This window comes from Caballeronia sp. GACF4 (genome assembly GCF_023631025.1).
Lineage (GTDB): Bacteria > Pseudomonadota > Gammaproteobacteria > Burkholderiales > Burkholderiaceae > Caballeronia.
Genome location: NZ_JALQDW010000018.1, coordinates 1 through 23,682, shown reverse-complemented (window position 1 = coordinate 23,682; position 23,682 = coordinate 1). Strand labels below are relative to the sequence as shown.

Genomic DNA, 23,682 nt, shown 5'->3' with positions numbered 1-23,682 from the left:
ACGAGAGGCCAACGTCCTCGATTAAAAGGAACGCTGGCCTCTCGATTCCCGATCACCGAAAATCAGGCAATCAGTTCAGGCTTTAAACCTTACGCTGCGGCATCCTTCAGCTTCTTCAACGCGCGCGCCTTGATGCGAACGCTTGCGGGCTTGGCCGGGAACCAGCGCTCCGTGCCCGTGAACGGGTCCTTGCCGAAGCGCTTCTTCTTCGCGGCAACGGTTTGCGCCGTGATCTTCAGAAGACCGGAGAGCGTGAACTCGCCTGCGCCCTTCTTATGGATGGACCCAAGGATGGTGTCTTCCAGCGCGACCAGCACGGCCTTGACCGCCTTCACATCCACGGCTGCACGCTCGGACAGATGCGTTGCAAGCGATGCCTTGGTGAAGGTGTCCTTGATCGGAGCCAGCGCGCCAGTGGTCTTCTTGGCGGCGACTGCCTTCTTGGCAACGACGGCCTTCTTGGCGGGTACTTTCTTCGCGGCAACCTTCGATGCTGCTTTCTTAGCCGGTGCGGCGGTCTTTACCGTGGCCTTTTTGGCCGTGGCTTTCTTGGCAGCGGTTTTTGCGGAAGTCGGCATGTTTCTCCTACCTGTGTTTTTGGTCAGTGATATCGGAATACGTTCGCGGTAATGCGTTCGTATCAGGCCGGATTCTACATACGCCAAGCGAGTTCGTGCGAGTCTTTTGCGTTTTTATATCGTTTTTCCAGGGCTTTTTCGTGGCGTCGCGCTGACATGCGAGTCGACGATCGAGTGATGAGCATCGAATCGATGCTTATGCGTCGAGTTGAAAGGCTCATGAAGAGCCAGTCATGAACGATGCGCGATATGCGCAATGAGCGGATAGTGATCCGATGCAACCCGCGACAAGCGCGTGCGATGCACGTTCACGCTCATCAGACGTTCACCGGGATGCACCCAGATGCGATCAAGCGCGAAGAGCGGATAGCGCGTCGGAAACGTGCGCAGCGCACTCGCGCGATGAAAGTGCGTAACGAGCCGGCGCAAGGTGCGGCCATGAACGAACCATTCGTTCAGGTCGCCGAGAAGGATCACGGGCAAGGCAGGTGTATCGAATTTTTGCAGCACTTGTTCGACCTGCATGCGACGTTCGCTCGATGCAAGCCCGAGATGCGTCGCGACCACGCGCCACACTTCACCGCCACAGTCGATGTCGGCATCGAGCGCGCCACGCGGTTCGCGGCTTCTGAACGAAAGATCGAGCGTGCGCACGGCCTGCACCGGATAGCGCGTAAGGACCGCGTTGCCATAACGGCGCGCAGGTGTATCGAGCGTCGGGCCCGCGACCGCGTGCAGACCCGTCATGCGCTGCAGCACTTCGAGTACATCGGGCGATGCACTGCCGCCGAGCGGCACTTCCTGCAGCGCGAAGATATCGGCATCGATTTCGTTGAGCACTTCGCCGATACGCTCCGGCGCGAAACGTCCGTCGATGCCAACCGCACCATGCAGGTTGTAAGTCGCGATACGCAACTCTCTCGCACGCGCCGCGTGCTTCGATTGATTGCCGATATCCATTCCCGCTTCGTGCATCATCGTCATGGGTTGACCTCGTCATGGCGTGTAGGCGCGCCCTTGTTCGCGCCGTTGCTTGCGGCATGGCCGGTTTCGCGCGGCATCGCACCGCTTTCGCGCAGACGGCTCGCGCGTTGCGCCTCGTCGCTGGCGCGCGGTTTGTCGGCATCGCTCGGTGCGCCTTCGTGGGCTTTCTCTTCTTCGCCACTTCCGAGGAAGCGTTGCAACAGCAGCGACACGCCGAGTAACGCCGCGCCGATGCCGATCAGCACCGCGAACGAGCCGACCGTCGGATGCCGGAACGACGCCACCAGTTGATGCGCGAACGCCACTGTCAGGACGATGCCCGGTCCCATGCCGAGCGCCGTGCCGATCATGAAGTCGCGCATGCGGATATGCGAGGCGCCCGCCACGAGATTGACGATGGCGAACGGCGCCACCGGCAGTAACCGCAACACGACGACCGCTACGATGCCGCGCTTCGCCACGCGTTCGGATAGCCGGTTGACGCGCGCGCCCGCGACCTTGCGCACGGCATCGCGCCCAAGCCAGTTGCCGAGCGAATAGGTGATCGCCGCCGCTGCCAGCGTGCCGGCGAACGCATAGACGCCGCCCCATAGACCGCCGAACACGATGCCCGTCGTCGCGATCAGTAACGTCACCGGCACCGAGAGCACGGCGGCCGCCACGTAGCACAGAATGATCAACAGCGGCGCGAACGGCAGTGCTTCGATGTGGCGTGTGGCGTTGGTCAACGACTTCAGATTGGCGTAGTCGCCAAGCGGCGTCCAGTGCCAAAGCGCGGCCACGCCGACCACCATCAGCACGAGCACGCCGAGAAGCGCGAAGCGGCCGATCAGCGGACGCGTCCTTTCCTTGGGCAGGAATTGTTCGACGAGCTGATCGGCGGCGATAGGCGTTTCAGGGTCGATCAGCGCATCGGGCGGAATGAGCTGATCCAGTTCCGCCGATACTTCCGGGTCGAGCGCAATCAACGTGCGATGTTCATCGCGATTGCGTTGCAACGCTTCGATCGCGGCATTGAGGCCGCCACGTGCATCGCGCTCGCGCACGACATCCGCGACTTCGCAACCGAGATGTTCCGCGAGCAGCGTATCGCGCATCTTCGCAATCGCGCGGCGAATGCGCTGATCGGCGCCAGCGTCGATGGATACGTTGCATTCGCTGTCGAGCACCATCGAGCGATTGTTCAGGTTCGCGGAGCCGACGATCAACAATTCGTCATCGACGATCATCAGTTTGCTGTGCACGTTGACGATCTGCTCGCCGAGATTGGGCACATCCGGGCTCAGCAGACGATATCGCCCATGCCGGTCCGCGCTTTTCAAGAGCGTGTTGAGCCGCGCGCGCAACACGCCCATCGTCACCTCCTGCAGCCAGCCGCTCTGATTGCGCGGCACCACGATAGCCACGTCCGGCCCGTCCTCGCGCGCGAGCGTCTCCGAGAGCGCCGCGCCTATGGAACCCGACGTGAAGTACTGGTTCTCGATATAGATCGAGCGGCGCGCCCTCGCGATGGCATCGAGATATTGCGTGCGAATCTGCTGCACGGGCTGACGTCCGCCGTAAGCAGGCTCGGTGAGCGAGATGGCGATTCGCACATCGTCGATATCGACCGCGCGTGCGGGCGGCCACGGATCGCTGTCGGCGGCCGCGCGATGTGCGCGTATCGCAAGCCGTCTGCCGCACGCGCGCGCCCAGCGTTCGCGCGCCAGGATACCCATTTCGCGCGCGGCATCGCCATCGAACATGGTGTGGACATCGTGGAAAGGCTGATACGGCGCACCGTTCGCATCGCGGCGCAGCGCATCGTCGGGTGCATGCGCGGTCGTGTCCCAGCGCGAACGCGTGAGATCGAGACCGCCGACGAACGCGAGCTTATCGTCGATCACGACGACCTTCTGATGTTGCGATCCGCCCATCGGATGCTTGCCGTCCATCTGAAACGCGATACGCCGATGCGTGCGCCAGCCCATCTTGTAGACCGGCAGCCATTCGCGTTCGAACGCATACAGCATGGCGAAATCCCACGCGAGGATGTAGATGCGCAAACGGCGCTTGTTCGCCGCGATCTCATGCAGGAAGTCGCCGAGCGCAGCTGGGAAACCATCGTCCGCACCTTCCGGCGTGAGCTGCATGCGGCTGTCGATATCCCAACCGAGGATGAACACGGTGCGCTCCGCGCGCGTGATCGCTTCGCGCAGCACGCGAAAATAATCCGCACCGTCTATCAGCAGGCTGAAGCGATCCGCATGGCGCACGTTCGCGCAATTGCGGTCCGGCTCGAAGAAAGGGGCATCGACGTGCGTCATGCGTTATGCAGCTTCGTCAGACGTCGTGCGTTCGTGGGTGCGACTCATGCCGGTTGCTCCGTGATGGTTTCGCTCGCCGCGCCAAATTCAAGCGCGGCATTTGCATCGAATCCAAGTTTGCAAGTGCCGTGCCCGCGATGCCGCCGCGTTCGGTGCTACGCTTGGCGCGCATCCTTCAAACGACCGAGCGCCATGACCGACTACAAGCCCGAAGCCGAAGTCGAAGCAGACTCGCCACGCGGACTCATTCCGCTCGCCGTAGCCGCGGTCATCGTCGGGGCGGCGAGTGGCGCACTCGGTGCGTTATTCCGCTTTTCGCTCGAACGCGCCGATGCGCTGCGCTACGCGCTCGTTGCATGGGCGCATTCGGGGCATGGCGCGGCAAGCATTGTCGTGGTGCTTGCGGCGGCTTTCGCCGCTGCGTTGGCGGCGTGGCTCGTCGCGCGCTTCTCGCCCGAGGCAAGCGGCAGCGGCATTCCCCATGTCGAGGCAGTCTTGCATGGCAAGGCGCCGCCCGCTTCGCTCATCCTCATCCCGGTCAAGTTCGTGGGCGGCGTGCTCGCCATCGGTGCAGGACTCGCGCTCGGACGCGAAGGACCGACGGTGCAGATGGGCGCGAGCATCGCGCATCGCATCGGCACCTTGCTTGGACGTAGCGCCAGCGATCGCGGCGTCTTGCTCGCGGCCGGCGCGGGCGCGGGGCTCGCCACCGCGTTCAATGCGCCCATCGCGGGCGCGGTGTTCGTGCTCGAAGAACTGATGCGCCGCTTCGATACGCGCACCGCCGTGGCCGCGCTCGGCGCATCGGCAAGTGCGATTGCCATGGCGCGTCTCCTGCACGGCGATCTGCCCGACTTCCATCTGCCCGCGCAGCCGTTTCCAGGCTTCGGCATGACGGCCGCGCATCTCGTGCTCGGCGTGGCGCTCGGCCTGTTGGGCACCGCTTATTCACGCACGATTCTCTGGACACTCGACGCATCCGACTGGCTCACGCGTCATCCGTTGATTGCATCGCCGACGCGCAGAGCCTTCGCGCGCGCGGCTGTCATTGGCGCGGCGGTCGGTCTGCTCGCGTGGATCGCACCCGATCTCGCGGGCGGCGGCGATGTCCTCACGCAACGTGCGCTGGTGGGCGCGGGCAGCATCGCGGGCGTCACGGCCATTCTTGCGCTGCGCTTCGTGCTCGGCGCGGTATCGTATGCGGCCGGCACGCCGGGCGGTCTCTTCGCGCCCATGCTCGTGCTCGGCGCGCAGACCGGTTTCGTGTTCGGCCGCATCTGCTTCGACTGGTTCCCCGGCATGTCCGCATCCACCGGCGATATCGGCACCTTCGCGGCGGTCGGCATGGCCGCGTTCTTCGCGGCAGTCGTGCGTTCGCCGATGACGGGTATCGTGCTCGTCACCGAAATGACCGCGAGCTTCACGCTGCTCCTGCCGATGCTCACCGCGTGCTTCACCGCCATGCTCGTGCCCATGCTGCTGCGCTGTCCGCCAATATACGATTCGCTCGGCGAGCGCGCGGCAAAACGGCGTTAGCCTCGTGAAAGCGCACGGCGGCAGTCTCAGCGCATACGTGCGCATTGCGGTAGTCTCGACGATCCCCCTTCCGCGATGCATGCGGCAGGACAGACCGACAACCGAATGAGGACACGCAACAATGGAATATCGACATCTAGGCGCTTCGGGCTTCAAGGTTCCCGTGCTGAGTTTCGGCACGGGCACGTTCGGCGGCAAGGGCGAGTTCTTTCAGGCCTGGGGCGAAACCGACGTCAGCGAAGCGCAGCGGCTCGTCGACATTTGCCTCGACGCGGGCGTGACCATGTTCGACACCGCCGACATCTATTCGGGCGGCTCGTCGGAAGCCATCCTCGGCGAAGCGCTCAAGGGCCGGCGCGACAAAGTCATCGTCTCGACCAAGGCGACCTTTCGCTTCGATAAAGACGAGCCGAACAACGTGGGCTCGTCGCGCTTCCATCTCATCCATGCCGTGAACGATGCGTTGAAGCGCTTGCAGACGGACTACATCGACATCTTCCAGCTACATGGTTTCGATGCGAAAACGCCCGTCGAGGAAACGCTCTCCACGCTCGACGATCTCGTGCGCGCGGGCAAGATCCGCTATACCGGTGTGTCGAATTTCTCGGGCTGGCATCTGCAGAAGTCGCTGGATGTCGCGGACCGTTACGGCTATCCGCGCTATGTCGCCAATCAGACCTACTACTCGCTGATCGGGCGCGACTACGAATGGGAACTGATGCCGCTCGGTATCGATCAAGGCGTGGGCGCGGTGGTGTGGAGTCCGCTCGGCTGGGGGCGTCTCACGGGCAAGATCAGGCGCGGTCAGCCGCTGCCCGCGTCGAGCCGTCTGCATAAGACCGCCGACATGGGGCCGCCGGTGCCGGAAGAACATCTGTATCGCGTGATCGACGCGCTCGACGCCATCGCCGAGGAAACCGGCAAGACCATTCCTCAAATCGCGCTGAACTGGCTGCTGCAAAGACCGACGGTGGCGACCGTACTGGTCGGCGCGCGCAATGAAGAACAGTTGCGGCAGAACCTCGGTGCGGTCGGCTGGAACCTCACGGCGGAGCAGGTGAAGAAGCTCGACGAAGCGAGCACGGTGAAGCCGCCGTATCCGTACTGGCATCAGCAAGGATTTGCGGAGCGCAATCCGTTTCCTGTCTGATAGCTCTCTTTGAAGGCGCTCGTACCGTACCGGAAAGCCTCTGACGTTTTGTACCGGTACTGTACTGCCGTCTTTCCCTACACTTGGTGCAATAGATTTTTTGTTTGCGGACTGCACCATGCCAATCGACTTCCTGAACGCCTTGCCCGCCGCTGCCCTCTTCGTGATGGTGACGAGCATCACGCCCGGTCCCAACAACACCATGCTGCTCGCGTCGGGCGTCAACTTCGGCCTGAAGCGCACGGTTCCGCATGTACTCGGCATCAGCGCGGGCGTCGCGCTCCTGATGCTTGCAGTGGGGCTCGGGCTTGCGCAAGCCTTCGAGCGGCTGCCGTGGCTCTATACGGTGCTCGAAACCGCAAGCGTGGTCTATCTGCTGTATCTGGCGTGGAAGATCGGAACGTCGTCGTCCGTGCAGATGCGCGACGGCGAGCGCCGCCCCATGCGCTTTTACGAAGCCGTCGCGTTTCAATGGGTCAATCCCAAAGCGTGGATGATGGTCCTCACCGCCGCGACGACCATCCATCTGCATTCGAGTCTCTCGCTCAATGCCGGGCTGATGGCGCTCCTGTTCGTCGTGATCGGGATGCCGTGCATCGTGGCATGGGCGGCTTTCGGCATGTCGTTGCGGCGCTTCCTTTCAAGACCGCGCTGGTTGCGCGCGTTCAACATCACCATGGCCGTGCTGCTCGTGTGCTCGCTGTATCCCATCGTCGCGCATTTCTTCGCCTGAGATTTGCTTTTCGAGCGCGGCGCTAAACATCCGATGATCTTTTAATTGCCTCTTTGCCGCGCCGCCGGACCGGTGCATACTGATCCGACGCGCCGGCCGCGCAATTCTTGCCGTCCCCCTTGCAAGTTTGGGACTGCGTCTTTTCCCGGTGGTCGACATCGGTCGACATCGACCCATTGCCGTTTCGAGCGATCGCGCATTCACCCTTAAGCGATTCGTTAAGGCGGCTCTTGCCGGCGTGCACGTGCCTCGACTGGCACCGTTCACTCGCGCCAATTCCCGGCGCGGCTTTGAAATCCGTTCAAGGAGTCATGCCATGTCTGGAGCCAACCGCCCATCCGGTCCCGCCACGCGTAAATCTCTCGACCTGGCCGATCAGATCGAGCGCGACGAAATGGAGAACAACCTGCCGGATGCGCTAAACGAAGTCGACGATGAAGACGATCTCCAAGACGAAGCCGATTCCAATCGCGCGCCAGGCAGCTAGAGCGCATCGACATTTCACATATGGAAGCGCGTTACTCGACGCCGCGAGCAGTGCTCGCGGCGTTGTTGCATTTACACGCAGACATGGTCTTAGGCACATTGGTTGCTCAGGTCCTCGTGCCGCGTCGAACATTGAACAAAAGCGCGGCATGAACCGATGAGCGATGGCGGCGACGATGTCAGTCCGCATGCGAATCAAAAACCAACCAATCGTGTCCCCGTGGGAGGCTTCATGCTCCGTTACGCTGTCATTTTTTTCATCATTGCGCTCATCGCGGCCTTCTTCGGCTTCGGCGGGATCGCAACGGGCGCGGCGGAAATCGCCAAGATCCTGTTCTTCATCTTTATCGTGATCTTCCTCGCTACGCTCTTGCTCGGCGTGTTCAGGCGATGACGAAAGCGTGAGCCCAAACGAAAACGCGCGGATCTTCGGACCGCGCGTTTTTGCTTCCGGCTTTGCTTTTTACACCAGTCAACCGATGATCACGCGATTGCGTCCATCGCGCTTTGCACGATAGAGCGCGAGATCGGCCGATTCGACCAGTTGTTTCGAAGCGTTTTCGTCGATCACGTCCTGCGTCGCGCCGCCGACACTCACGGTCACGAAGTCCGTGGCCGATCCCGCATGCGGCACTTGCAACGCCTCGACCGCGATGCGAATCTTCTCGCCGAGCAGCCGCAAACCCGGCGCCGATGTCGATGGCAACACCACCGCGAATTCCTCGCCACCGAAGCGCGCGGCCAGATCGGCCGGACGATTCAGACTGGTTTCGATGGCATGCGCGATAAGCTTCAACACATCGTCGCCGGCGACGTGTCCGTAGGTATCGTTATACGACTTGAAGTTGTCGACATCGATCATGAGAAAGCCGACCGATGCGCGATCGCGCGCCGCACGACGCCATTCGGCATCGAGATAATCGTCGAGTCTTCGACGATTCGAGAGTCCCGTGAGACCGTCCGAATGCGTGAGGCGCTGCAATTCCAGATTCGTTTCCAGGAGCTTTTGCTGCGACTGTCGCAACGCGCGATACGCTTCGTCGCGCTGTAGCAAGTTCTGATACGAACGCGAGTGATATCGCACGCGCGCCACCAGTTCGATGGTATCGGGCAGCTTCACGAGATAGTCGTTCGCGCCCGCCGCGAACGCCGCGCTCTTGATACGCGGCTCTTCTTTCGTCGAAAGCACGATGATGGGAATGTCGCGCGTAGCCGGATGTTCGCGGTACTGGCGCACGAGCGTGAGTCCATCCACGCCGGGCATCACGAGATCCTGCAGGATCACCGTCGGCCGCGTTTCGCGCGCGACGGCAAGCGCGCTCGCGGGATCGGCGCAATAGTGCAGATCGACATTCGGTTCGTCGGCGAGCGCGCGGCGCAGTGCCTCGGCGATGATCGCCTGATCGTCCACGAGCAGCACCATCACCGGCAAATCGGCGGCAGGCGGCGCATTGAGCGCCACCGCGAGCAGTTCGGATACGGCGCGTTCATGGGCCAGCGAGCGCGCGCTCGCCTGCTCGATGCTCTGAGCCGCGGCGGCCGTTGCGCGCTTCACGCGTTCGGCGAGCGGATCGGGATGAGGGAGCTTCATAAACGTGTCCTCGGAAATGTCGTTATACGCGCTTCTTTTTCTTTGTCGAAAGCTTGCGCGAGTGCGCCCGCAATGCGCGGCAGCGGCAGGATCGCGACGGCGGCATCGAGCGCGGCGGCCGCTTTCGGCATGCCGTAGACGGCGGACGTTGCTTCGTCCTGCGCAATCGTGTGATAACCCTTGGCGCGCATCGCCTTGAGACCGATGGCGCCGTCGCGTCCCATGCCTGTCAAGAGTACGCCGACCGCGCGTCCGGTCCAGCGTTCGACCACGCTCTGAAAGAACACATCGACGGATGGCCGGTACGGCAACGCTTCGGGATGCGCGGTGTAGCCGAGATGCGTGGCATCCGTGAAATGCAGATGATCGTTGGTCGCCGCGAGCAGCACGACGCCGGGCGCGGGCACGTCGCCTTCGCGCGCAATGCGCACCGGCAGCGCGGATTGACCGCTTAACCAGTCCGCCATGCCTTCGGCGAAGGCGCGGTCCACATGCTGCACGATAACGGTCGCGGCAGAGAAGTCTTCAGGCAATGCGCCGAGCAATGTCGCGAGCGCCGCCGGGCCGCCCGCCGATGCGCCGATTGCAAGCAGCCGCGATTGGCTCTTGGGCGCGGCCGTCATGGCCATCAAGGGCGCGAGCCGTGCGCCGATCTGATCGATCTTCGCGATGAGCGCCGCTGCACCGCGCCGCGCATCGGCACCGGCGAGCGCGGGGGTATCGACGGCATCGAGCGCGCCCGCGCCCATCGCCTCATACACGCGCCACGTGTTCGCGCCGATATCCACCGTGACGACGAGAATGGCGCACGGCGACTTCGCCATGATGTGACGCGTGGCCGCTACGCCATCCATGTTCGGCATGACGAGATCCATGAGCACGACATCCGGCGTCTGCGAAGCGCACAGGTCGACAGCCTGCCGGCCGTCGCTTGCAACCCACAGAATCTCGAGGTCGGGGCGAATGGCAAGCGCGCGCCGCAACGCTTCGACCGCGAGCTGCATGTCGTTGACGATACCGATCTTCATCGCGCGCGCTCCGTGGTCATGGCTTCGCCTCGCCGATGAGATCGCGCACCGCGTCGAGCAGCGCCTGATCGTGAAAACTGCCCTTGGCGAGATAGTAATCCGCGCCCGCATCGAGACCGCGCTGGCGATCTTCCGCGCGGTCCTTGTACGACACGATCATCACGGGCGTGCGCGCAAGTTGCGCGTCGCGTTTGATGAGCGTCACGAGCTCGATGCCGTCGAGACGCGGCATGTCGATATCCGTGATGACGAGATCGAAGTGCTCGCCGCGCACCGCGTTCCAGCCGTCCATGCCATCCACCGCGATGGCGACTTCGTAGCCGCGTGATGCAAGCAGCTTGCGTTCGAGCTCACGCACGGTGAGTGAATCGTCGACCACGAGCACACGTTTCGCGCTTGCTGCCGTCGTGTGTAACGCGCTTCTATCGACACGGCCGAGTTCGCCGCCCGCCACGAGCTTTTCGACGGAGCGCAGCCAGTCGTCGAGATCGGCGATGAGCAGCGGGTCGCCGTTTTCCATCAACGCGCCCGCCGCGATGTTGCGCACCTTGCCGAGCCGTTTGTCGAGCGGTTGCACGACGAGCATGCGTTCGCCGAGAAAGCGGTCCACGACGATGCCGTAACTCGACGCGCCCTGCCCGATCACGACGACATCGAGCGCGTCGTTCGCGGCTTCGAAGCTCGGCGTCTGCAAGATTTGATGTGCCGTCACGAGACCCAGCCGCTTGCCGTCGAAGGCGAAATGCTGCTGACCTTCGAGCGTATCGATAGCGTTAACCGGCAGCACGAGCGTGCGCACGACATGCGCAAGCGGCAAGCCATAGGGCTCGCCCGCGACTTCGACGATCAGGCTGCGAATGACCGACAGCGTGATCGGCAACTGCAGCACGAAGCGTGTGCCGGCGTGGGCGTCCTGCGTCACGCGCAGACTGCCGCGCACTTGCCTTACGACGTCTTGCACGGCGTCGAGCCCGACGCCGCGGCCGGATACATCGGTGACGGCGTCGCGCATGGTGAAGCCTGGCAGAAAGAGGAATTCGAGCAGTTCCGCCTCGGAAAGACGCACGGCCGTGTCTTCGCTTGCAAGGCGTTTGTGCACGACGGTGCGGCGCAATGCATCGAGGTCGATACCGCCGCCATCGTCGGATACGCTGATGAAAAGCGCGCCCGCGCTATGCCGTGCCTCGAGCGTGATAGTGCCGATTTCCGGCTTGCCGAGCGCGCGTCTCAGCGATGGCGCTTCGATGCCGTGATCGACCGCGTTGCGCAGCAAATGGCCGAGCGGCGCGTCGAGCAAATCGAGGATATCGCGGTCCACTTGCGTGGTTTCGCCGGCGATCACGAGGCGTACTTCCTTGCCGAGCGAGCGTGCCACGTCGCGGACCATGCGCGCAAAGCCGCCGGTTGCGTCGACGAAAGGACGCATGCGGCAAGCGAGCGCTTCGTCGTAAATCTGTTGCGCGAGATGCGTCGAGCGGCGGTCGTAGTTTTCGAGTTCGGCGAGCCGCTCGCTCAGTTGCCGGTGCGCTTCGTTCGTCAGGCGCCGGGCTTCGTCGAGCGCGGCCTGTGCGCGCGCGTCGAGTGGCGCGCTGTCGGCGAAGGTGTCGTGCAGGCGTTCGAGCGCGCGGCTCGCGTCGTGCTGAATGCGCTTCACGCGCAGCATCGATTGCGAGAAAGGCTTGAGCCAGCGCGATTCGACGAGCGTCTCGCCGGAGTGACTCAACAGGCGGTCGAGAGTTTCGGCGCGCACGCGAAGCATGCGGGCTTCGGTTGGGCGGGATGCTTCTTGCGACGCTCGTGGACGATGCGTTTCGGCGCTTGCGCGCAGCGTGTGGGCTTCGTCAGAACGCGATGTGAGATTCGATTCATCGCTTGCGTGAAGCGCGTGAGCTTCGTTCGAACGCATTGCGGAATGCGTATGATGCGGTGTGTGCGAACGAGGCCCATCGTTTGCACGATCGCGCGACGAAACATCATACGTTGCGCCTAGGCGAAGTCTGTCCGTCTCATCCGCCGTGGACGTTGCCAACGCCAACTCGCGCGATCCATCCGAATCACCCACCAAACGCGCATTCAACCCCTCGACAAACGCATTCACCTCGCATTCCAGCGTCGTCTGCGCGTCGATTTCTTCCGCCTGACCGATCCGCACGATCATATCCACGCCGCACAAGAGCATGTCGATATAGACCGCATCGAGCGTCACGCGCGCTGCCTGCGCCGCGACGAAGCAGTCCTCCATCACATGCGCGAGCGTCACGCCGACCGGCACACCGACGATGCGCGCCGCGCCCTTAAGCGAATGCGCCGCGCGCATGCACGCTTCGAGCGTGACCGGATCGTTCGGCGCGCGTTCCAGCGCGATAAGGCCATCGGAAAGAATCTGCGCCTGCGCGCGCGCTTCCTCCTGAAACAGGTCGAGCAGCGAGCGGCGTCCGGGATCGGCACTCGTCATCCGAGACTCCCGTCGAGACTGTCGATGAGACGTTCGGCATCGAGCAAGCCGACGGTCGTATCCTTGAACGGCGCAAGCGCCTGCGTATGCGACGCATGACGTTGCGCGAGCGTCGCGGGCACCGGCTGCAAACGCGCGGCCGAAAAGCGATGCACGCCATCGACGGCATCGACGGGAAAAGCGAGCGGTCCTTCGTCATCCGCGTGCGCGTCATCCCGATGCCGTTGAACGACGAGCAGACGGCCGAGTTCGCGTGCATCGACAACTTGCGATTTCGAAACCGCTTTCGCCACGCTTTCCTCAATACCGAAGAGACGCGCCAGCGACACGCATACCAGCAAACGTCCACGCACGTTCACGACGCCGAGCACCGCGCGGTTACGCCGATGCGGCAACGTATGCACCGGCCGAAGTTGCGCGACCTGCGCACAACACGCGGTCGGCAAGCCGAGCCATTCGCCGCCGATGCGAAACACGAGATACGAAACGGCATCGGCTGCGTCGCGCTTTCCTTTTGCGTCGCCCTTGAAGCGCTCGACGACCGAAACCGCATCGACACGATCGAGCACGCGCGCCGCCGCCGACTCATGGACCGGGCAATTACGGCAATGCACGTACCGTTCGAGCTTCGGACACGAGCCGTCGCCGCGCACGCCGATGCGGTTCCAGCAGTCGTCGATGACATCGGTAATGAGCGGCGTGCGGGCGTTCATCGCGCGCTCTCGGCGCTGCGTTCGGCGCGAGCCAGCATGATGCGCGCGCGGTCCGTGTCGCCATCGAGTTGAAGCAGCGCGGCAAGATGCGTGAGCGCTTCGCGATGCGTCGGATCGAGATAAAGCGCGCGGCGATAATGCGCGCGCGATTCGTCGTGCGCGTTGCGGGCATCGGCGATCACGCCGAGCAGATAGTACGCATCCGCGCTTGCCGGGTGCTTGTGCAACCACCCGCGCGCGATGGATTCGGCTTCGATCAGCGAACCGGCATCGGCGAGAGCGTGGGCTTGCGCGAGCGTTGGCGTTGGCGTTGGCGTCGAGGCCGGCGCCGGATTGACGCTCACCGGTGTCGAGGTTCGATGCAACGCCATTGCAGGCGCTGCAAACGCCATCGGCTTCGACACGGAGATCTTCGACGAGTCCACACGCGTAGCGCCTCGCGCCCATGCAGGCATGACGAATTCGCCGGATGCCGCGGGCTTTAGCGGAGGAGCGGCATTCACAATCTCGCGCTCGGGCCTTCTGAACGCGAAAGCCAGCGGAATGTTCGCGGGACTCATGCCTTCGCGCATCAGGAGACCCGTTTCAGCAGGTCCGATGAAGAGCATGCCGCCGTCGGCCAGCAAGCTGTCGAGCACGCGCAACGCGGCGCTCTGCGTCTCGCGATCGAAGTAGATCAGCACGTTGCGGCACAGAATGAAGTCGAAGCGTTCGAACATGCGCGCATCGAGTTGAAACAGATTGGCTTGCGTGAAGCGCACACAGCGCGCCATGCGCTCGTCGAGCTGCCAGCCGTCTTCGGTCGCGCGAAAATGCCGGTCACGAAAACCCAGCGCGCGGCCACGAAACGCATTGCGTCCATAGTGCGCGCGGCGCGCATGCGACAACGCGCGTTCGCTTACGTCGATAGCCTCGATGACGAAGCGGTCCGCCGCGATGCCTGCATCGCTCAAGGCCATCGCCACCGAATAGGCTTCCTCGCCCGTCGAGCAGGGCAGGCTCAGCACGCGCACGGGGTTCGAAGGGCGCTCCGACAGACGAATGCGCGCAAGCCGCGCGAGCGCCGTATAGACCTCGGGATCGCGAAAGAACCACGTCTCCGGCACGACGACCGCTTCGATCAGTTCCTGCAACAGCGCGGGATCGTTCGATACGGCGTGGTAGTAATCGTCGAGCGTCACCGCGCGCGATGCATCGAAGCGCTCGCGCACCGCGCGCATTACCGCGTTGGTGCCGATAGACTCGGCGTCGAGCCCGATCGTCCGATGCAGCAGCTCGGTAAAGCGGCGCGTGTTGTCTTCGTTCATGATGTGCTCTCGGCAAAGAGCAACGCCTGCACGTCGAGCGGCAACAAATGTTCCATGCGCACCCATTGCAGCAGGCCTGCTTCATCGCGCGCGACGGGACCGAGATAGCGTGCGTGCGGCGTGTCGATGCCCGCATCGGCAAACGCGGCGGTATCGAGCTTGACGGTTCGGGTTGCCTGTTCGAGCACGAGACCCAGTCGATGCGTCGTCGAATCGTGCGCGCCGTCGCGCTTGTATGCGACGAGCGCGAGCCGCGTCGACAAGCGTTCGCGCGACGCGCGCCCGAGCGCCAGCGCCGCGACATCGATCACGGGCACGGGCACGGGCGCGTCTTCGTAATCGAACAGGCCCGCAACCCACTCCGGCGCGCCGGGCAGCGCCTTCAACGGCGCGAGCGGCAACATGCGCTCGATCTGCGCGCTGTCGAGCAGATAGCGATCGGAGCCGAGCGTGAACTGGACGAAGAGCATGGCGCGCGCCGCTTTACGCGGCCACCTTGAAGCGCGATACGCCGGTACGCAGACCGTTTGCGACATGCGTCAGGTCGTCGATGGCCTGAGTCGATTGACGCAACGACTCCGCCGTCTGCTGCGCGGCTTCCGACAATTGCGAGAGCGCCTGAGAAATCTGGTCCGCGCCGGCTGCCTGCGTCTGCATGCCTTCGTTGACCATCGACACGCGCGGCGCAAGCGTCTGCACTTGATGGATGATCTGCGACAGTTGCCCGCCCACTTGCTGCACGTCGAGCATGCCCCGCCGCACTTCCTCCGAGAACTTGTCCATGCCCATCACGCCCGCCGCGACGGAAGACTGAATCTCCTTGACCATTTGTTCGATATCGAAGGTCGCGACCGCGGTTTGATCCGCAAGACGCCGAATCTCGGTGGCCACCACCGCGAAGCCGCGCCCGTATTCGCCGGCTTTTTCCGCTTCTATGGCCGCGTTCAGCGAAAGCAGGTTCGTCTGATCCGCCACCTTCGTGATGGTCGCGACGACCTGATTGATGTTGCCCGCCTTCTCGTTGAGGATCGCGAGCTTGCCGTTCACCGAACCGGCCGCTTCCATCACGTGCCGCATGGTTTCCTCCATGCGCGTGAGTCCGGCGTGACCCGTGCCCGCGAGCGTCGCCGACTGCTCCGCGACGCCCGACACTTCATTCATCGTGCGTACGAGATCGCGCGCCGTCGCGAAGATCTCGCGTGACGTCGCGCCGATTTCCGTCGTGGTTGCGGCAGTCTCGCTCGCGGTCGCTTGCTGCTCGCGCGCGGTGGCGGCGATTTCGGAGACCGATGTCGTCACTTGCAGCGCAGACTTCTGCGCCTGCCCGACGAGCCCCGTGAGTTCGTCCGTCATGCGGTTGAAACCCGCTTCGAGCGTGCCGAACTCATCGGCGCGCGCGAGGTCGAGCCGCTGCGTGAAATCGCCCGTACGCATCTTGTCGACGACATCGACGAGACGCAGCATCGGCACGGTCAGCGCGCGCATTAGCAGAAAACCGAGCATGGCGGCCGTGGCCAACGCCACCAGCATGATGACGACGAGCGTCGTCTCCGACTTGCCCACCGAATGACGGATGCTCTTGACCGAACTCGCGTTGCTCGCTTCGTTGTAGTCGACGAGCGCGCGCGCCGCATTTTGCCCCGCTTCCCAGACTGGCGTCAGGCGCGTGTTGAACACCGTGGCGCCGGCTTGTTTCGAATCGATGAGACCGCGCAGCGCTTCGTCCTGCAGTGGCGCGTAGAGCGCGCGCTGATGCCTGAATTCGTCGAAGATGCGGCGCTCGTCTTCTTCGTGGACGGTCGGCGCGTAGTTCTCGATGAGCTTGTCGAGCGTCGCGCGCGTTTGCGTCAGACGGTCGCTATCGCGGCGAATGAGTGCCTCGTCGCTATCGGCGAAGACCAGGCGTTGCGTCACGGCGTAGCTTTCAAGCCAGGCCGCGCGCAGATCGTTGGACAGCGAAAGACCGACCATCGAATCTTCTTCGAGGCTTTTCGCCTCGCGGTCGATACCGCCGAGCAGCGTATAGGACAGCGCGGCCATGACCAGCATCAGGAAGAGAATGACGCCGAAACTCGCCAGTATGCGATGCCGGATGGACAGATGCTTCACGCGATGAACCCTCATGTGTAATCGATCGGCGCGGACCGTATGAAACCGCGTCGGAAGGCGTCACGAGCATTGAATCGTTTGCGGCGCGCGCGTTCTGACTGCGCGCGGCGTCCCACGCACCATGCACGGTATATGCCAGTGCAGTTGACTGGGTTAACGGCTGATTGCGGCGGCGCTTGAGGGGGAGGAATCGAGACGGATCATTTCGCCGTGTTTGAGCACGGTGAAGGAATCGGCGGGCAGGCCCGCGCGGCGCACGGCATCGGCGAGACGGCGCGGCGGCTCGTCGAGCGGCTCGTCGGTGAGTTCGAACGTGCCCCAGTGGATGCCGATCGCCTTCTTCGCCTGCACGTCCTGGAAGATGCGCACGGCTTCTTCGGGGTCGACGTGCTGGCCGTGCATGAACCAGCGCGGGTCGTACGCGCCAATGGGAATGAGCGCAAGGTCGAAGCCGCCGAAGCGCGCGCCGATATCGCGAAAGTCCGGCGAATAGCCCGTGTCGCCCGCGAAGTAAAACGAAAACGGATGCGCCGCGCCCGCCGGCGTCTTCACGACCCAGCCGCCCCACAGCGTTTCCGCGCGGTCGAAGGGCGTGCGCGCCGACCAGTGCTGGCTCGGCACGAACCAGATATCGAGGCCGGCAACATGGGTTTCGTCGCTCCAGTCGAGTTCTTCCGCGTTCTGGATGCCGTCGTCGTTCATCCACTTCTTCACGCCGAGCGGCACCAGAAAGCGCGGCGGGCCGCCCGCCTGCCGGTTGAGCGCTTCGACGCTCGCCTTATCCAGATGATCGTAGTGATTATGCGAAATCAGCACGATATCGATATGCGGCAACTCGTCGAGTGTGAGACCGGGCGGCGTTTTGTGCTTCGGACCCGCGAACGAGAACGGCGACGCGCGTTCGGAGAACACCGGATCGGCGAGGATGTTCACGCCGTTGATTTGCAGCAGCGCGCTCGCGTGGCCGATCCACGTGAACGTGTTCTCCGTGCGATTGGCCTTGAGCCAGGCGATGTCGGGATGCGCCATCGGAAACCGATATCCGTTCGCGGGCGGCTTGGGCAGACCCTGCCGCAAGCGCTCCCAGCGCCACTTCAGAAGCGACTCGTGCGGCAACTGGCCGTAGTCGTTCTCGAAGCCGGACGCGGTGTGCTTCGCGTGATGCAACGGCTGCGGCTGGGTTTGCGCATCGGTCTTCGCGGTGCTCGCGCTCGCTGGCTCCTCACTCTGCGCGACCGTGTTGCCGGAGCAGCCGGCCAGCACGGCGAAGGCACATACGACGGCGCGCGGGCCGTGCTGTCCTGCATTGAAAAGGCTCGCAAGGATACGGCGCATGAGTTGACCGGTTGAGCGCATTGGGCTTTAGGCCAGGCCATGCGCGGTTGGCGGCTTCTTAGGCTTCGCTATGAATTAAGCACGCCGGGCAATTGATTCTACGGAATGTAGAAAAACTTGTCTTTTCGCACCGGCAGGTGCTGTTTGGATGAAGCCGCATGTATTCGTCTGCCTTATCCCGCAAGGCGGGACAACGAAATCGACAAAGTAGGCCCGTTTCTTGCAATAAACCGCTCCGAACGTCGGCACAGGCGTCACGAACAATCCAAATAGACCATCGGTGGCGCGCGCTCGTTTCTCATCTAGCAGTTCAGGACCGAGCGCGCCGTACACCGCACTTTCGAAACCGGGGGCCCGATGATGGGCAGTAAACAACGCAGTCACGCTGCACGCACGTTCAATCCGCAACTTTTCTCGATGCACGCCATGCTCGTGTCGCGCAGCGCCTCTCACGTGGCGAGCGCACTGCAGGAGCCCGGGCGCGATGCCGCGCTGGCCGAAGGCGTCGCGGATTTCATCGCCCATTGCGGCCATACGGGCCTCGGGCTCTTCCTCGCGGCAGTCTGGCATTGGCTCGATGAACGCGGCTACTACGACGCGGCCGAACGCGTGCAGCATTACATCGAAACCAGCAGCGTGCCGAAGGTGAAGGCGACGCCGCGTGCAATGCGTGGGCGCGACGCGCGGGTGTGAGGTGCCGTGTACGTTACGTTACGGGCAGACGACACATGGGACGTCCTTGCCGTAACGCTCAGGTTCCGAACCATCCCGCATCGACAAAATAATCGCGCCCCGTGCAGCGCGCCGCATCGTCGGATGCCAAAAAGAGCACCATCCGCGCGACGTGTTCCGGATCGATTCGCTCGTGCAGACACTGCTGCGCAAGAAGCGCGGCCTCGCTGTCGGGCGACTGCCACAGCTTCATCTGACGCGGCGTTCGCACGGCGCCCGGAATCACGGTATTCACGCGAATGCCGTGCGCGCCGAGATCGCGCGCCAATCCGCGCGTGAGGCCTTCGATAGCCGCCTTCGCCGTCATGTAGAGCGTGAGTTCCGGCAGCGCGAGATGCCACGAAATCGAACCCATGTTGATGATCGAGCCGCGCCGGTTCGCGCGCATGCTCTTGGCCGCCGCCTGCGCGCAAAAGAACTGATGCCGCAGATTCACGGCCATGCGCTCGTCCCAATACGCGGCGCTCACGTCGTCCCATCGATGGCGGTCGTCGTTGGCGGCGTTGTTGACGAGCGCATCGAGCGGTCCCGCCGCCGCGATCATGTCGTCGAATATGGCTTCGATGGCGGCCGTATCGCGCAGATCGCAACGGTAAAACTTCGGCGCGTGCTTTTCGTTGGCGAGCGCCTGTTCGAGTTCGCGCGCGTCGGTTTCGGCGACATCGATGAACGACACGCGCGCCCCTTGCTTCGCGAACGCCTCGACGATGGATGCGCCAATTCCGCTGCCGCCGCCCGTCACGACGACATGTCGGTCTACGAGGCTCGGATAGATTGCATAGGCCATGAGCGTCTCCTCTTCAGTGCGAATGACGCGGATTGCCGCGCGTCTCGATCACCTTCAAATACAAGGTCGCGGGTTCGAGACACCCGCCCGTCGACAACTGCCCCACCGTCTGCCGATACAACTCCTGCCACGGCGTTTGCGCGGGCGGCGTGGCGAACGCGGCATGCGTGCGGCGGCTTTCGAGTTCGCCTTCCTCGATCAGCACGTTCACCGAACGCGCATTCAGGTCCACGCGAATCCGGTCGCCCGTGCGCAAGAGCGCGAGACCGCCGCCGACGGCCGCTTCCGGCGACATGTTGAGAATGGACGGACTCGCCGACGTGCCGCTTTGCCTGCCGTCGCCGAGACAAGGCAGGGAATCGACGCCGCGCTTGATCATTTCCGCAGGCGGCGCCATGTTGACCACTTCCGCGCTGCCCGGATAACCCACCGTGCCGCAGCCGCGAATCACGAGAATGCAATGCTCGTCGATGTTCAACGCGGGATCGTTGATGCGCCGATGGTAATCCTCCGGTCCATCGAAAACGATGGCGCGCGCTTCGAACACGTTTTCTTCGCCCGGCTTGCTGAGATAGGTCTTCGTGAAGGCCTCGCCGACCACGGACATCTTCATGATCGCGCTGTCGAAGAAATTGCCCGACAGCACCATGAAGCCCGCGCCGTGCTTGAGCGGATCGTCGGCCGTGCGGATGACTTCGCGGTCGGCAGCGGGCGCGTCGTCCGCGATTTCGCCGATGCTGCGGCCCGATACCGTCCGACACGCGCGCTCGATGAGACCGGCCGCATCGAGTTGCCTGAGCACGGCCGGCACCCCGCCCGAGCGATGAAAACTCTCGCCGAGATACTCTCCAGCAGGCATGCAGTTCACGATCAGCGGCACGTCTTCGCCATAACGCTGCCAATCCTCCAGACTCAATTCGATACCGATATGACGCGCAATCGCGATCAGATGCGGCGGGCAATTGGTCGATGCACCCAGCGCCGACGCCACGACGATCGCGTTCTCGAAAGCCTCGCGCGTCATGATCTGCGATGGCCGCAAGTCCTCGCGCACCATGTCGACGATGCGCTTGCCCGTCGCATACGCCATCTGACCGCGCTCGCGATATGCGGCGGGAATGCTCGCGCAAGTCGGCAGCGACATGCCGAGCGCTTCGGCGAGGCTGTTCATGGAGAGCGCGGTGCCCATGGTGTTGCAATGGCCGATGGACGGCGACGATGCGGTCGTGAGTTGCATGAAGCCTTCGTAATCGATCTCGCCTGCCGCAAGCAGATTGCGTGCATGCCAGATGACCGTGCCCGAGCCGACGCGCTTGCCTTCGTACCAGCCGTCGAGCATCGGCCCGCCTGACAGCACGATGGCCGGCAGATCGACGGTCGCCGCTGCCATCAGACATGCGGGCGTGGTCTTGTCACAGCCGGTCGTGAGAACGACGCCATCGAGCGGGAAGCCGTGCAGCACTTCGACGAGACCGAGATAGGCCAGGTTGCGATCGAGCGCGGCGGTCGGACGGCGGCTTTGCTCCGCGAGCGGATGCACGGGGAACTCCATGGGAATGCCGCCCGCATCGCGAATACCGGCTTTCGTGCGCTCGGCAAGCTCGATATGGTGGCGATTGCATGGCGCGAGATCGCTACCCGTCTGAGCGATACCGATGATCGGCCTGCCCGATTGCAGTTCCTCGCGCGTGAGGCCGTAGTTCATGAAGCGCTCGACATAGAGCGCGGTCATGTCGGCGTGCGAGGGATCGTCGAACCATTCCTGGCTACGTAGACGGCGAGTTGGATGCTGGGGCATGGGGTTGTCTCCGTGGTTTTCGATTGCGTTATGTTACCGGTAACACGGGCGGGTTGTTTATCGCAGCGTTCGAGTTACTTCGATATGCGCCTAGGCACTCTCGCGCGCAAATACCGAATAACCGACGCGTACCTTCTTGCCCATGCCCTCGATCACTCCGCGATCGCGCGCTTCGATCGCTTCGAGCAGCGTCGCGCCCGTGCGCGAACCGATGCCGTAAGCATCGACGGAAACGGTTGTGATCGACGGCGTGCAGCACATGGCGACCTCGAAGTTGCCGAAGCCCGCAATGGCGATGTCCTGCGGCACGCGAAGCCCGCGCCTGTGGCATTCCATTATCGCGCCGAACGCGGACATGTCGCTCACGCACATCACGGCTTGCGTATCCGGCCATGCTTCGAGCAGCGCGGCCATCGCAGGGCCGCCGTGGCTCATCGTGATCGGCGAGTCGCCTAGCCGGATGACGCGGGTATCGTCGAGACCGAACGCCTTCATCTGCGAACGAAAGCCCTTGAGCCGGTCGAGGCCGCGCCTGTCCAACTCACTCGCGCCACCGAGAAATCCGATGCGTTGATGGCCGCGTTCCGCGAGATGACGCACCATCGCGCGCGCGGCGCTGACGTTGGAGAAACCGACGGCGGAATCAATTGGCTCGGCGGGCGCATCCCACATTTCCACGACGGGCACGCCTGAGCGGCGCAACAAAACGCGGGCAGCGTCCGTGTGACGCGAGCCGGTCAGAGCGATGGCGCGTGGTTGATGACGCAGCATCGAACGCACGATGCGTTCTTCGCGCTGCAAGTCGTAGTCGGTATCGCCGATCAGCAGTTGCAAGCCATGCGGTTCGAGCGACGCGGACAGACCGCGCACCGTATCGGAGAAGTTGGAGCTTGCGAGCGACGGCACGAGCACGGCAACGAATTCCGACCGCCCGGATGAAAGCGCACCGGCGGCGGCATCCGCTACATAGCCGAGTTCTTCGATGGCTTTCTGCACGCGCTCACGAGTCGCCAGGGCAACGCTGTGTCCTGCGAGCACGCGCGATACCGTCATTTTCGAGACGCCCGCGAGCGCCGCTACATCGGACATGCGTGGCGGACCCGATGGCGCGTCGTCGCTCGGCCTGGCTTGCGCGAAGTTCCTCAATCCACGCGCACCCAGCCATCGGTACGCTGTTCGAGCGTGACGTGCAGCTTGGTCTCGCCCGCTTCGCGATCGGCGGCGGTCAGGTCGGGGAAAGCGCGCTTGATGTCGCGGTCGTCGACCCACGACGCGGGATTATCGAGCTTATAGGTGTAGGTGACATCCGAACGATGCGCGGTGGGATCAGGCTCTGTCCAACTGACGACCTTGTCGAGCTTGACGTGCGCGTAGCACAGCATCCAGACACGGGAATCGCTGGTGGCGTTGGGGTCGCCAGCCGGACGCGTGGTTTCAACCGCGTACTTTTGCCCTTCGCCCGTCAGGCTATATGCAATGCCATTTTGCTTGGCATTGGCATTGGCGGGCGTCGCCGCGGAGCGCGCGATAAGTCCGCTTTTTTCGAGCGCCGCGAGTTGCTCACGCAGCGCGGCGCCGGAATATTCGTTGAGATCGCGACTCGTATAGGCCGATGGAAATGTGTACGGGCCACGTCCACTGCGATTCAGACACAGAAGCCCGCGATCTGTTTTCATATCGGCGGAAATGGCGTCGCCCAGACTGGACTCGCTCGCATCGTTCTTCTTGCCGCAGGCTGCGAATAGCAGCGAGACGCTCACGGCGGCGATCAACAGACTCGTTCTCATATGCGCTCCAGAGGTCAGCCTAATCGTTCGGCATGGACAACCTTGCGTTGCCATTCTACCGACAGAATCACAGCCTTCGAAGCTTATAACGTGCCTGACGCTATTGGATGCGTTGACGTCGTGTTCTCTCGCACGCCATGCGCCGCAGAAATGCAAAAACCCCACCTGTTTGGGGGTGGGGTTTTTGTTGCTGCATGAGGAGCCTGACGATTACCTACTTTCACACGGGAGATCCGCACTATCATCGGCGTGGAGTCGTTTCACGGT

General features: G+C 63.3%; 21 protein-coding genes. 6 read left to right on the top strand and 15 right to left on the bottom strand.

Annotated elements, in window-relative coordinates; translation table 11 throughout:
* Positions 1 to 89: 89 nt before the first annotated feature.
* The 3 genes from NCR40_RS15210 to NCR40_RS15200 form a co-directional block, all read right to left on the bottom strand.
* Positions 90 to 578, bottom strand: a complete 489-nt coding sequence (locus NCR40_RS15210) for an HU family DNA-binding protein (RefSeq protein ID WP_244828702.1) — start codon at positions 576 to 578, stop codon at positions 90 to 92.
* A gap of 231 nt (positions 579 to 809) precedes the next feature.
* Positions 810 to 1,562 carry an endonuclease/exonuclease/phosphatase family protein gene (locus NCR40_RS15205; protein WP_250509863.1) on the bottom strand — a complete coding sequence of 251 codons (753 nt, stop codon included), beginning with the start codon at positions 1,560 to 1,562 and terminating at the stop codon, positions 810 to 812.
* Positions 1,559 to 3,868 (bottom strand): VTT domain-containing protein, encoded by a 2,310-nt coding sequence (locus NCR40_RS15200; RefSeq protein WP_250509862.1) that lies wholly within the window; start codon positions 3,866 to 3,868, stop codon positions 1,559 to 1,561. The genes NCR40_RS15205 and NCR40_RS15200 overlap by 4 nt, the downstream gene beginning before the upstream one ends.
* A 192-nt stretch (positions 3,869 to 4,060) precedes the next feature.
* Between NCR40_RS15200 and clcA the strand changes: the two genes are divergently transcribed.
* From clcA to NCR40_RS15175, 5 genes are all read left to right on the top strand, one after another.
* Positions 4,061 to 5,404 (top strand): H(+)/Cl(-) exchange transporter ClcA, encoded by a 1,344-nt coding sequence (gene clcA / locus NCR40_RS15195; RefSeq protein ID WP_250509861.1) that lies wholly within the window; start codon positions 4,061 to 4,063, stop codon positions 5,402 to 5,404.
* Positions 5,405 to 5,525: 121 nt separating this feature from the next.
* On the top strand, positions 5,526 to 6,554 hold the full coding sequence (locus tag NCR40_RS15190) for an aldo/keto reductase (protein ID WP_244828706.1): 1,029 nt from the start codon (positions 5,526 to 5,528) through the stop codon (positions 6,552 to 6,554).
* Positions 6,555 to 6,672: 118 nt separating this feature from the next.
* On the top strand, positions 6,673 to 7,287 hold the full coding sequence (locus NCR40_RS15185; protein WP_250466581.1) for a LysE family translocator: 615 nt from the start codon (positions 6,673 to 6,675) through the stop codon (positions 7,285 to 7,287).
* Between the two features lie 316 nt (positions 7,288 to 7,603).
* Positions 7,604 to 7,774: a hypothetical protein gene (locus NCR40_RS15180; protein ID WP_244828708.1), complete on the top strand. Its 171-nt coding sequence runs from the start codon at positions 7,604 to 7,606 to the stop codon at positions 7,772 to 7,774.
* 231 nt (positions 7,775 to 8,005) lie between these two features.
* The gene (locus NCR40_RS15175; protein ID WP_035967564.1) at positions 8,006 to 8,167 is read left to right on the top strand and encodes a DUF1328 domain-containing protein; all 162 of its coding nucleotides are present in this window, start codon (positions 8,006 to 8,008) and stop codon (positions 8,165 to 8,167) included.
* Between the two features lie 78 nt (positions 8,168 to 8,245).
* Here the strand turns inward: NCR40_RS15175 and NCR40_RS15170 are convergent, their stop codons facing one another.
* The 8 genes from NCR40_RS15170 to NCR40_RS15135 form a co-directional block, all read right to left on the bottom strand.
* Positions 8,246 to 9,364, bottom strand: coding sequence for a diguanylate cyclase (locus tag NCR40_RS15170; RefSeq protein ID WP_284503312.1), 1,119 nt, complete (start codon positions 9,362 to 9,364; stop codon positions 8,246 to 8,248).
* Entirely contained in the window at positions 9,361 to 10,392 is a 1,032-nt protein-coding gene (locus NCR40_RS15165) for a chemotaxis response regulator protein-glutamate methylesterase (RefSeq protein WP_250509860.1), read from the bottom strand. The genes NCR40_RS15170 and NCR40_RS15165 overlap by 4 nt, the downstream gene beginning before the upstream one ends.
* 16 nt (positions 10,393 to 10,408) lie before the next feature.
* Positions 10,409 to 12,847, bottom strand: a complete 2,439-nt coding sequence (locus NCR40_RS15160; protein ID WP_250509859.1) for a hybrid sensor histidine kinase/response regulator — start codon at positions 12,845 to 12,847, stop codon at positions 10,409 to 10,411.
* The gene (locus tag NCR40_RS15155) at positions 12,844 to 13,560 is read right to left on the bottom strand and encodes a chemotaxis protein CheW (protein WP_250509858.1); all 717 of its coding nucleotides are present in this window, start codon (positions 13,558 to 13,560) and stop codon (positions 12,844 to 12,846) included. The genes NCR40_RS15160 and NCR40_RS15155 overlap by 4 nt, the downstream gene beginning before the upstream one ends.
* A complete protein-coding gene (locus NCR40_RS15150) occupies positions 13,557 to 14,867 on the bottom strand; it encodes a CheR family methyltransferase (RefSeq protein ID WP_250509857.1) in 1,311 nt (436 codons plus the stop codon). Before NCR40_RS15150 ends, NCR40_RS15155 begins: the two co-directional genes overlap by 4 nt.
* Positions 14,864 to 15,337 (bottom strand): chemotaxis protein CheW, encoded by a 474-nt coding sequence (locus NCR40_RS15145; protein WP_250509856.1) that lies wholly within the window; start codon positions 15,335 to 15,337, stop codon positions 14,864 to 14,866. Before NCR40_RS15145 ends, NCR40_RS15150 begins: the two co-directional genes overlap by 4 nt.
* Before the next feature lie 13 nt (positions 15,338 to 15,350).
* Positions 15,351 to 16,991 carry a methyl-accepting chemotaxis protein gene (locus tag NCR40_RS15140; RefSeq protein WP_250509855.1) on the bottom strand — a complete coding sequence of 547 codons (1,641 nt, stop codon included), beginning with the start codon at positions 16,989 to 16,991 and terminating at the stop codon, positions 15,351 to 15,353.
* 138 nt (positions 16,992 to 17,129) lie between these two features.
* The gene (locus NCR40_RS15135) at positions 17,130 to 18,311 is read right to left on the bottom strand and encodes an MBL fold metallo-hydrolase (protein WP_250509854.1); all 1,182 of its coding nucleotides are present in this window, start codon (positions 18,309 to 18,311) and stop codon (positions 17,130 to 17,132) included.
* 357 nt (positions 18,312 to 18,668) lie between these two features.
* Here NCR40_RS15135 and NCR40_RS15130 point away from each other — a divergent pair, with 357 nt between their 5' ends.
* Positions 18,669 to 19,004, top strand: coding sequence for a hypothetical protein (locus NCR40_RS15130; protein WP_244828716.1), 336 nt, complete (start codon positions 18,669 to 18,671; stop codon positions 19,002 to 19,004).
* A 58-nt stretch (positions 19,005 to 19,062) separates the two neighbouring features.
* On the opposite strand, the gene xylB is transcribed toward NCR40_RS15130, so the two are convergent.
* The 4 genes from xylB to NCR40_RS15110 form a co-directional block, all read right to left on the bottom strand.
* Complete coding sequence (gene xylB / locus NCR40_RS15125; protein WP_250466569.1) at positions 19,063 to 19,830, bottom strand: D-xylose 1-dehydrogenase; 768 nt, start codon at positions 19,828 to 19,830, stop codon at positions 19,063 to 19,065.
* 13 nt (positions 19,831 to 19,843) lie between these two features.
* A complete protein-coding gene (locus tag NCR40_RS15120; protein ID WP_250466567.1) occupies positions 19,844 to 21,628 on the bottom strand; it encodes an IlvD/Edd family dehydratase in 1,785 nt (594 codons plus the stop codon).
* A gap of 90 nt (positions 21,629 to 21,718) precedes the next feature.
* Positions 21,719 to 22,717, bottom strand: coding sequence for a LacI family DNA-binding transcriptional regulator (locus NCR40_RS15115; RefSeq protein WP_250509853.1), 999 nt, complete (start codon positions 22,715 to 22,717; stop codon positions 21,719 to 21,721).
* Positions 22,718 to 22,770: 53 nt separating this feature from the next.
* Positions 22,771 to 23,415: an SEN1982 family lipoprotein gene (locus tag NCR40_RS15110; protein ID WP_250466566.1), complete on the bottom strand. Its 645-nt coding sequence runs from the start codon at positions 23,413 to 23,415 to the stop codon at positions 22,771 to 22,773.
* Positions 23,416 to 23,682: the final 267 nt, after the last annotated feature.

Coding starts and splice junctions, on each gene's coding strand:
- NCR40_RS15145 (WP_250509856.1), bottom strand. CDS start 15,337: ATGCTCTTCGTCCAGTTCACGCTCGGCTCCGATCGCTATCTGCTCGAC.
- NCR40_RS15165 (WP_250509860.1), bottom strand. CDS start 10,392: ATGAAGATCGGTATCGTCAACGACATGCAGCTCGCGGTCGAAGCGTTG.
- NCR40_RS15175 (WP_035967564.1), top strand. CDS start 8,006: ATGCTCCGTTACGCTGTCATTTTTTTCATCATTGCGCTCATCGCGGCC.
- NCR40_RS15130 (WP_244828716.1), top strand. CDS start 18,669: ATGATGGGCAGTAAACAACGCAGTCACGCTGCACGCACGTTCAATCCG.
- NCR40_RS15205 (WP_250509863.1), bottom strand. CDS start 1,562: ATGACGATGATGCACGAAGCGGGAATGGATATCGGCAATCAATCGAAG.
- NCR40_RS15120 (WP_250466567.1), bottom strand. CDS start 21,628: ATGCCCCAGCATCCAACTCGCCGTCTACGTAGCCAGGAATGGTTCGAC.
- NCR40_RS15190 (WP_244828706.1), top strand. CDS start 5,526: ATGGAATATCGACATCTAGGCGCTTCGGGCTTCAAGGTTCCCGTGCTG.
- NCR40_RS15170 (WP_284503312.1), bottom strand. CDS start 9,364: ATGAAGCTCCCTCATCCCGATCCGCTCGCCGAACGCGTGAAGCGCGCA.
- NCR40_RS15180 (WP_244828708.1), top strand. CDS start 7,604: ATGTCTGGAGCCAACCGCCCATCCGGTCCCGCCACGCGTAAATCTCTC.
- NCR40_RS15155 (WP_250509858.1), bottom strand. CDS start 13,560: ATGAACGCCCGCACGCCGCTCATTACCGATGTCATCGACGACTGCTGG.
- NCR40_RS15140 (WP_250509855.1), bottom strand. CDS start 16,991: ATGAGGGTTCATCGCGTGAAGCATCTGTCCATCCGGCATCGCATACTG.
- NCR40_RS15135 (WP_250509854.1), bottom strand. CDS start 18,311: ATGCGCCGTATCCTTGCGAGCCTTTTCAATGCAGGACAGCACGGCCCG.
- NCR40_RS15150 (WP_250509857.1), bottom strand. CDS start 14,867: ATGAACGAAGACAACACGCGCCGCTTTACCGAGCTGCTGCATCGGACG.
- xylB (WP_250466569.1), bottom strand. CDS start 19,830: ATGGCCTATGCAATCTATCCGAGCCTCGTAGACCGACATGTCGTCGTG.
- NCR40_RS15210 (WP_244828702.1), bottom strand. CDS start 578: ATGCCGACTTCCGCAAAAACCGCTGCCAAGAAAGCCACGGCCAAAAAG.
- NCR40_RS15185 (WP_250466581.1), top strand. CDS start 6,673: ATGCCAATCGACTTCCTGAACGCCTTGCCCGCCGCTGCCCTCTTCGTG.
- NCR40_RS15160 (WP_250509859.1), bottom strand. CDS start 12,847: ATGACGAGTGCCGATCCCGGACGCCGCTCGCTGCTCGACCTGTTTCAG.
- NCR40_RS15115 (WP_250509853.1), bottom strand. CDS start 22,717: ATGTCCGATGTAGCGGCGCTCGCGGGCGTCTCGAAAATGACGGTATCG.
- clcA (WP_250509861.1), top strand. CDS start 4,061: ATGACCGACTACAAGCCCGAAGCCGAAGTCGAAGCAGACTCGCCACGC.
- NCR40_RS15200 (WP_250509862.1), bottom strand. CDS start 3,868: ATGACGCACGTCGATGCCCCTTTCTTCGAGCCGGACCGCAATTGCGCG.
- NCR40_RS15110 (WP_250466566.1), bottom strand. CDS start 23,415: ATGAGAACGAGTCTGTTGATCGCCGCCGTGAGCGTCTCGCTGCTATTC.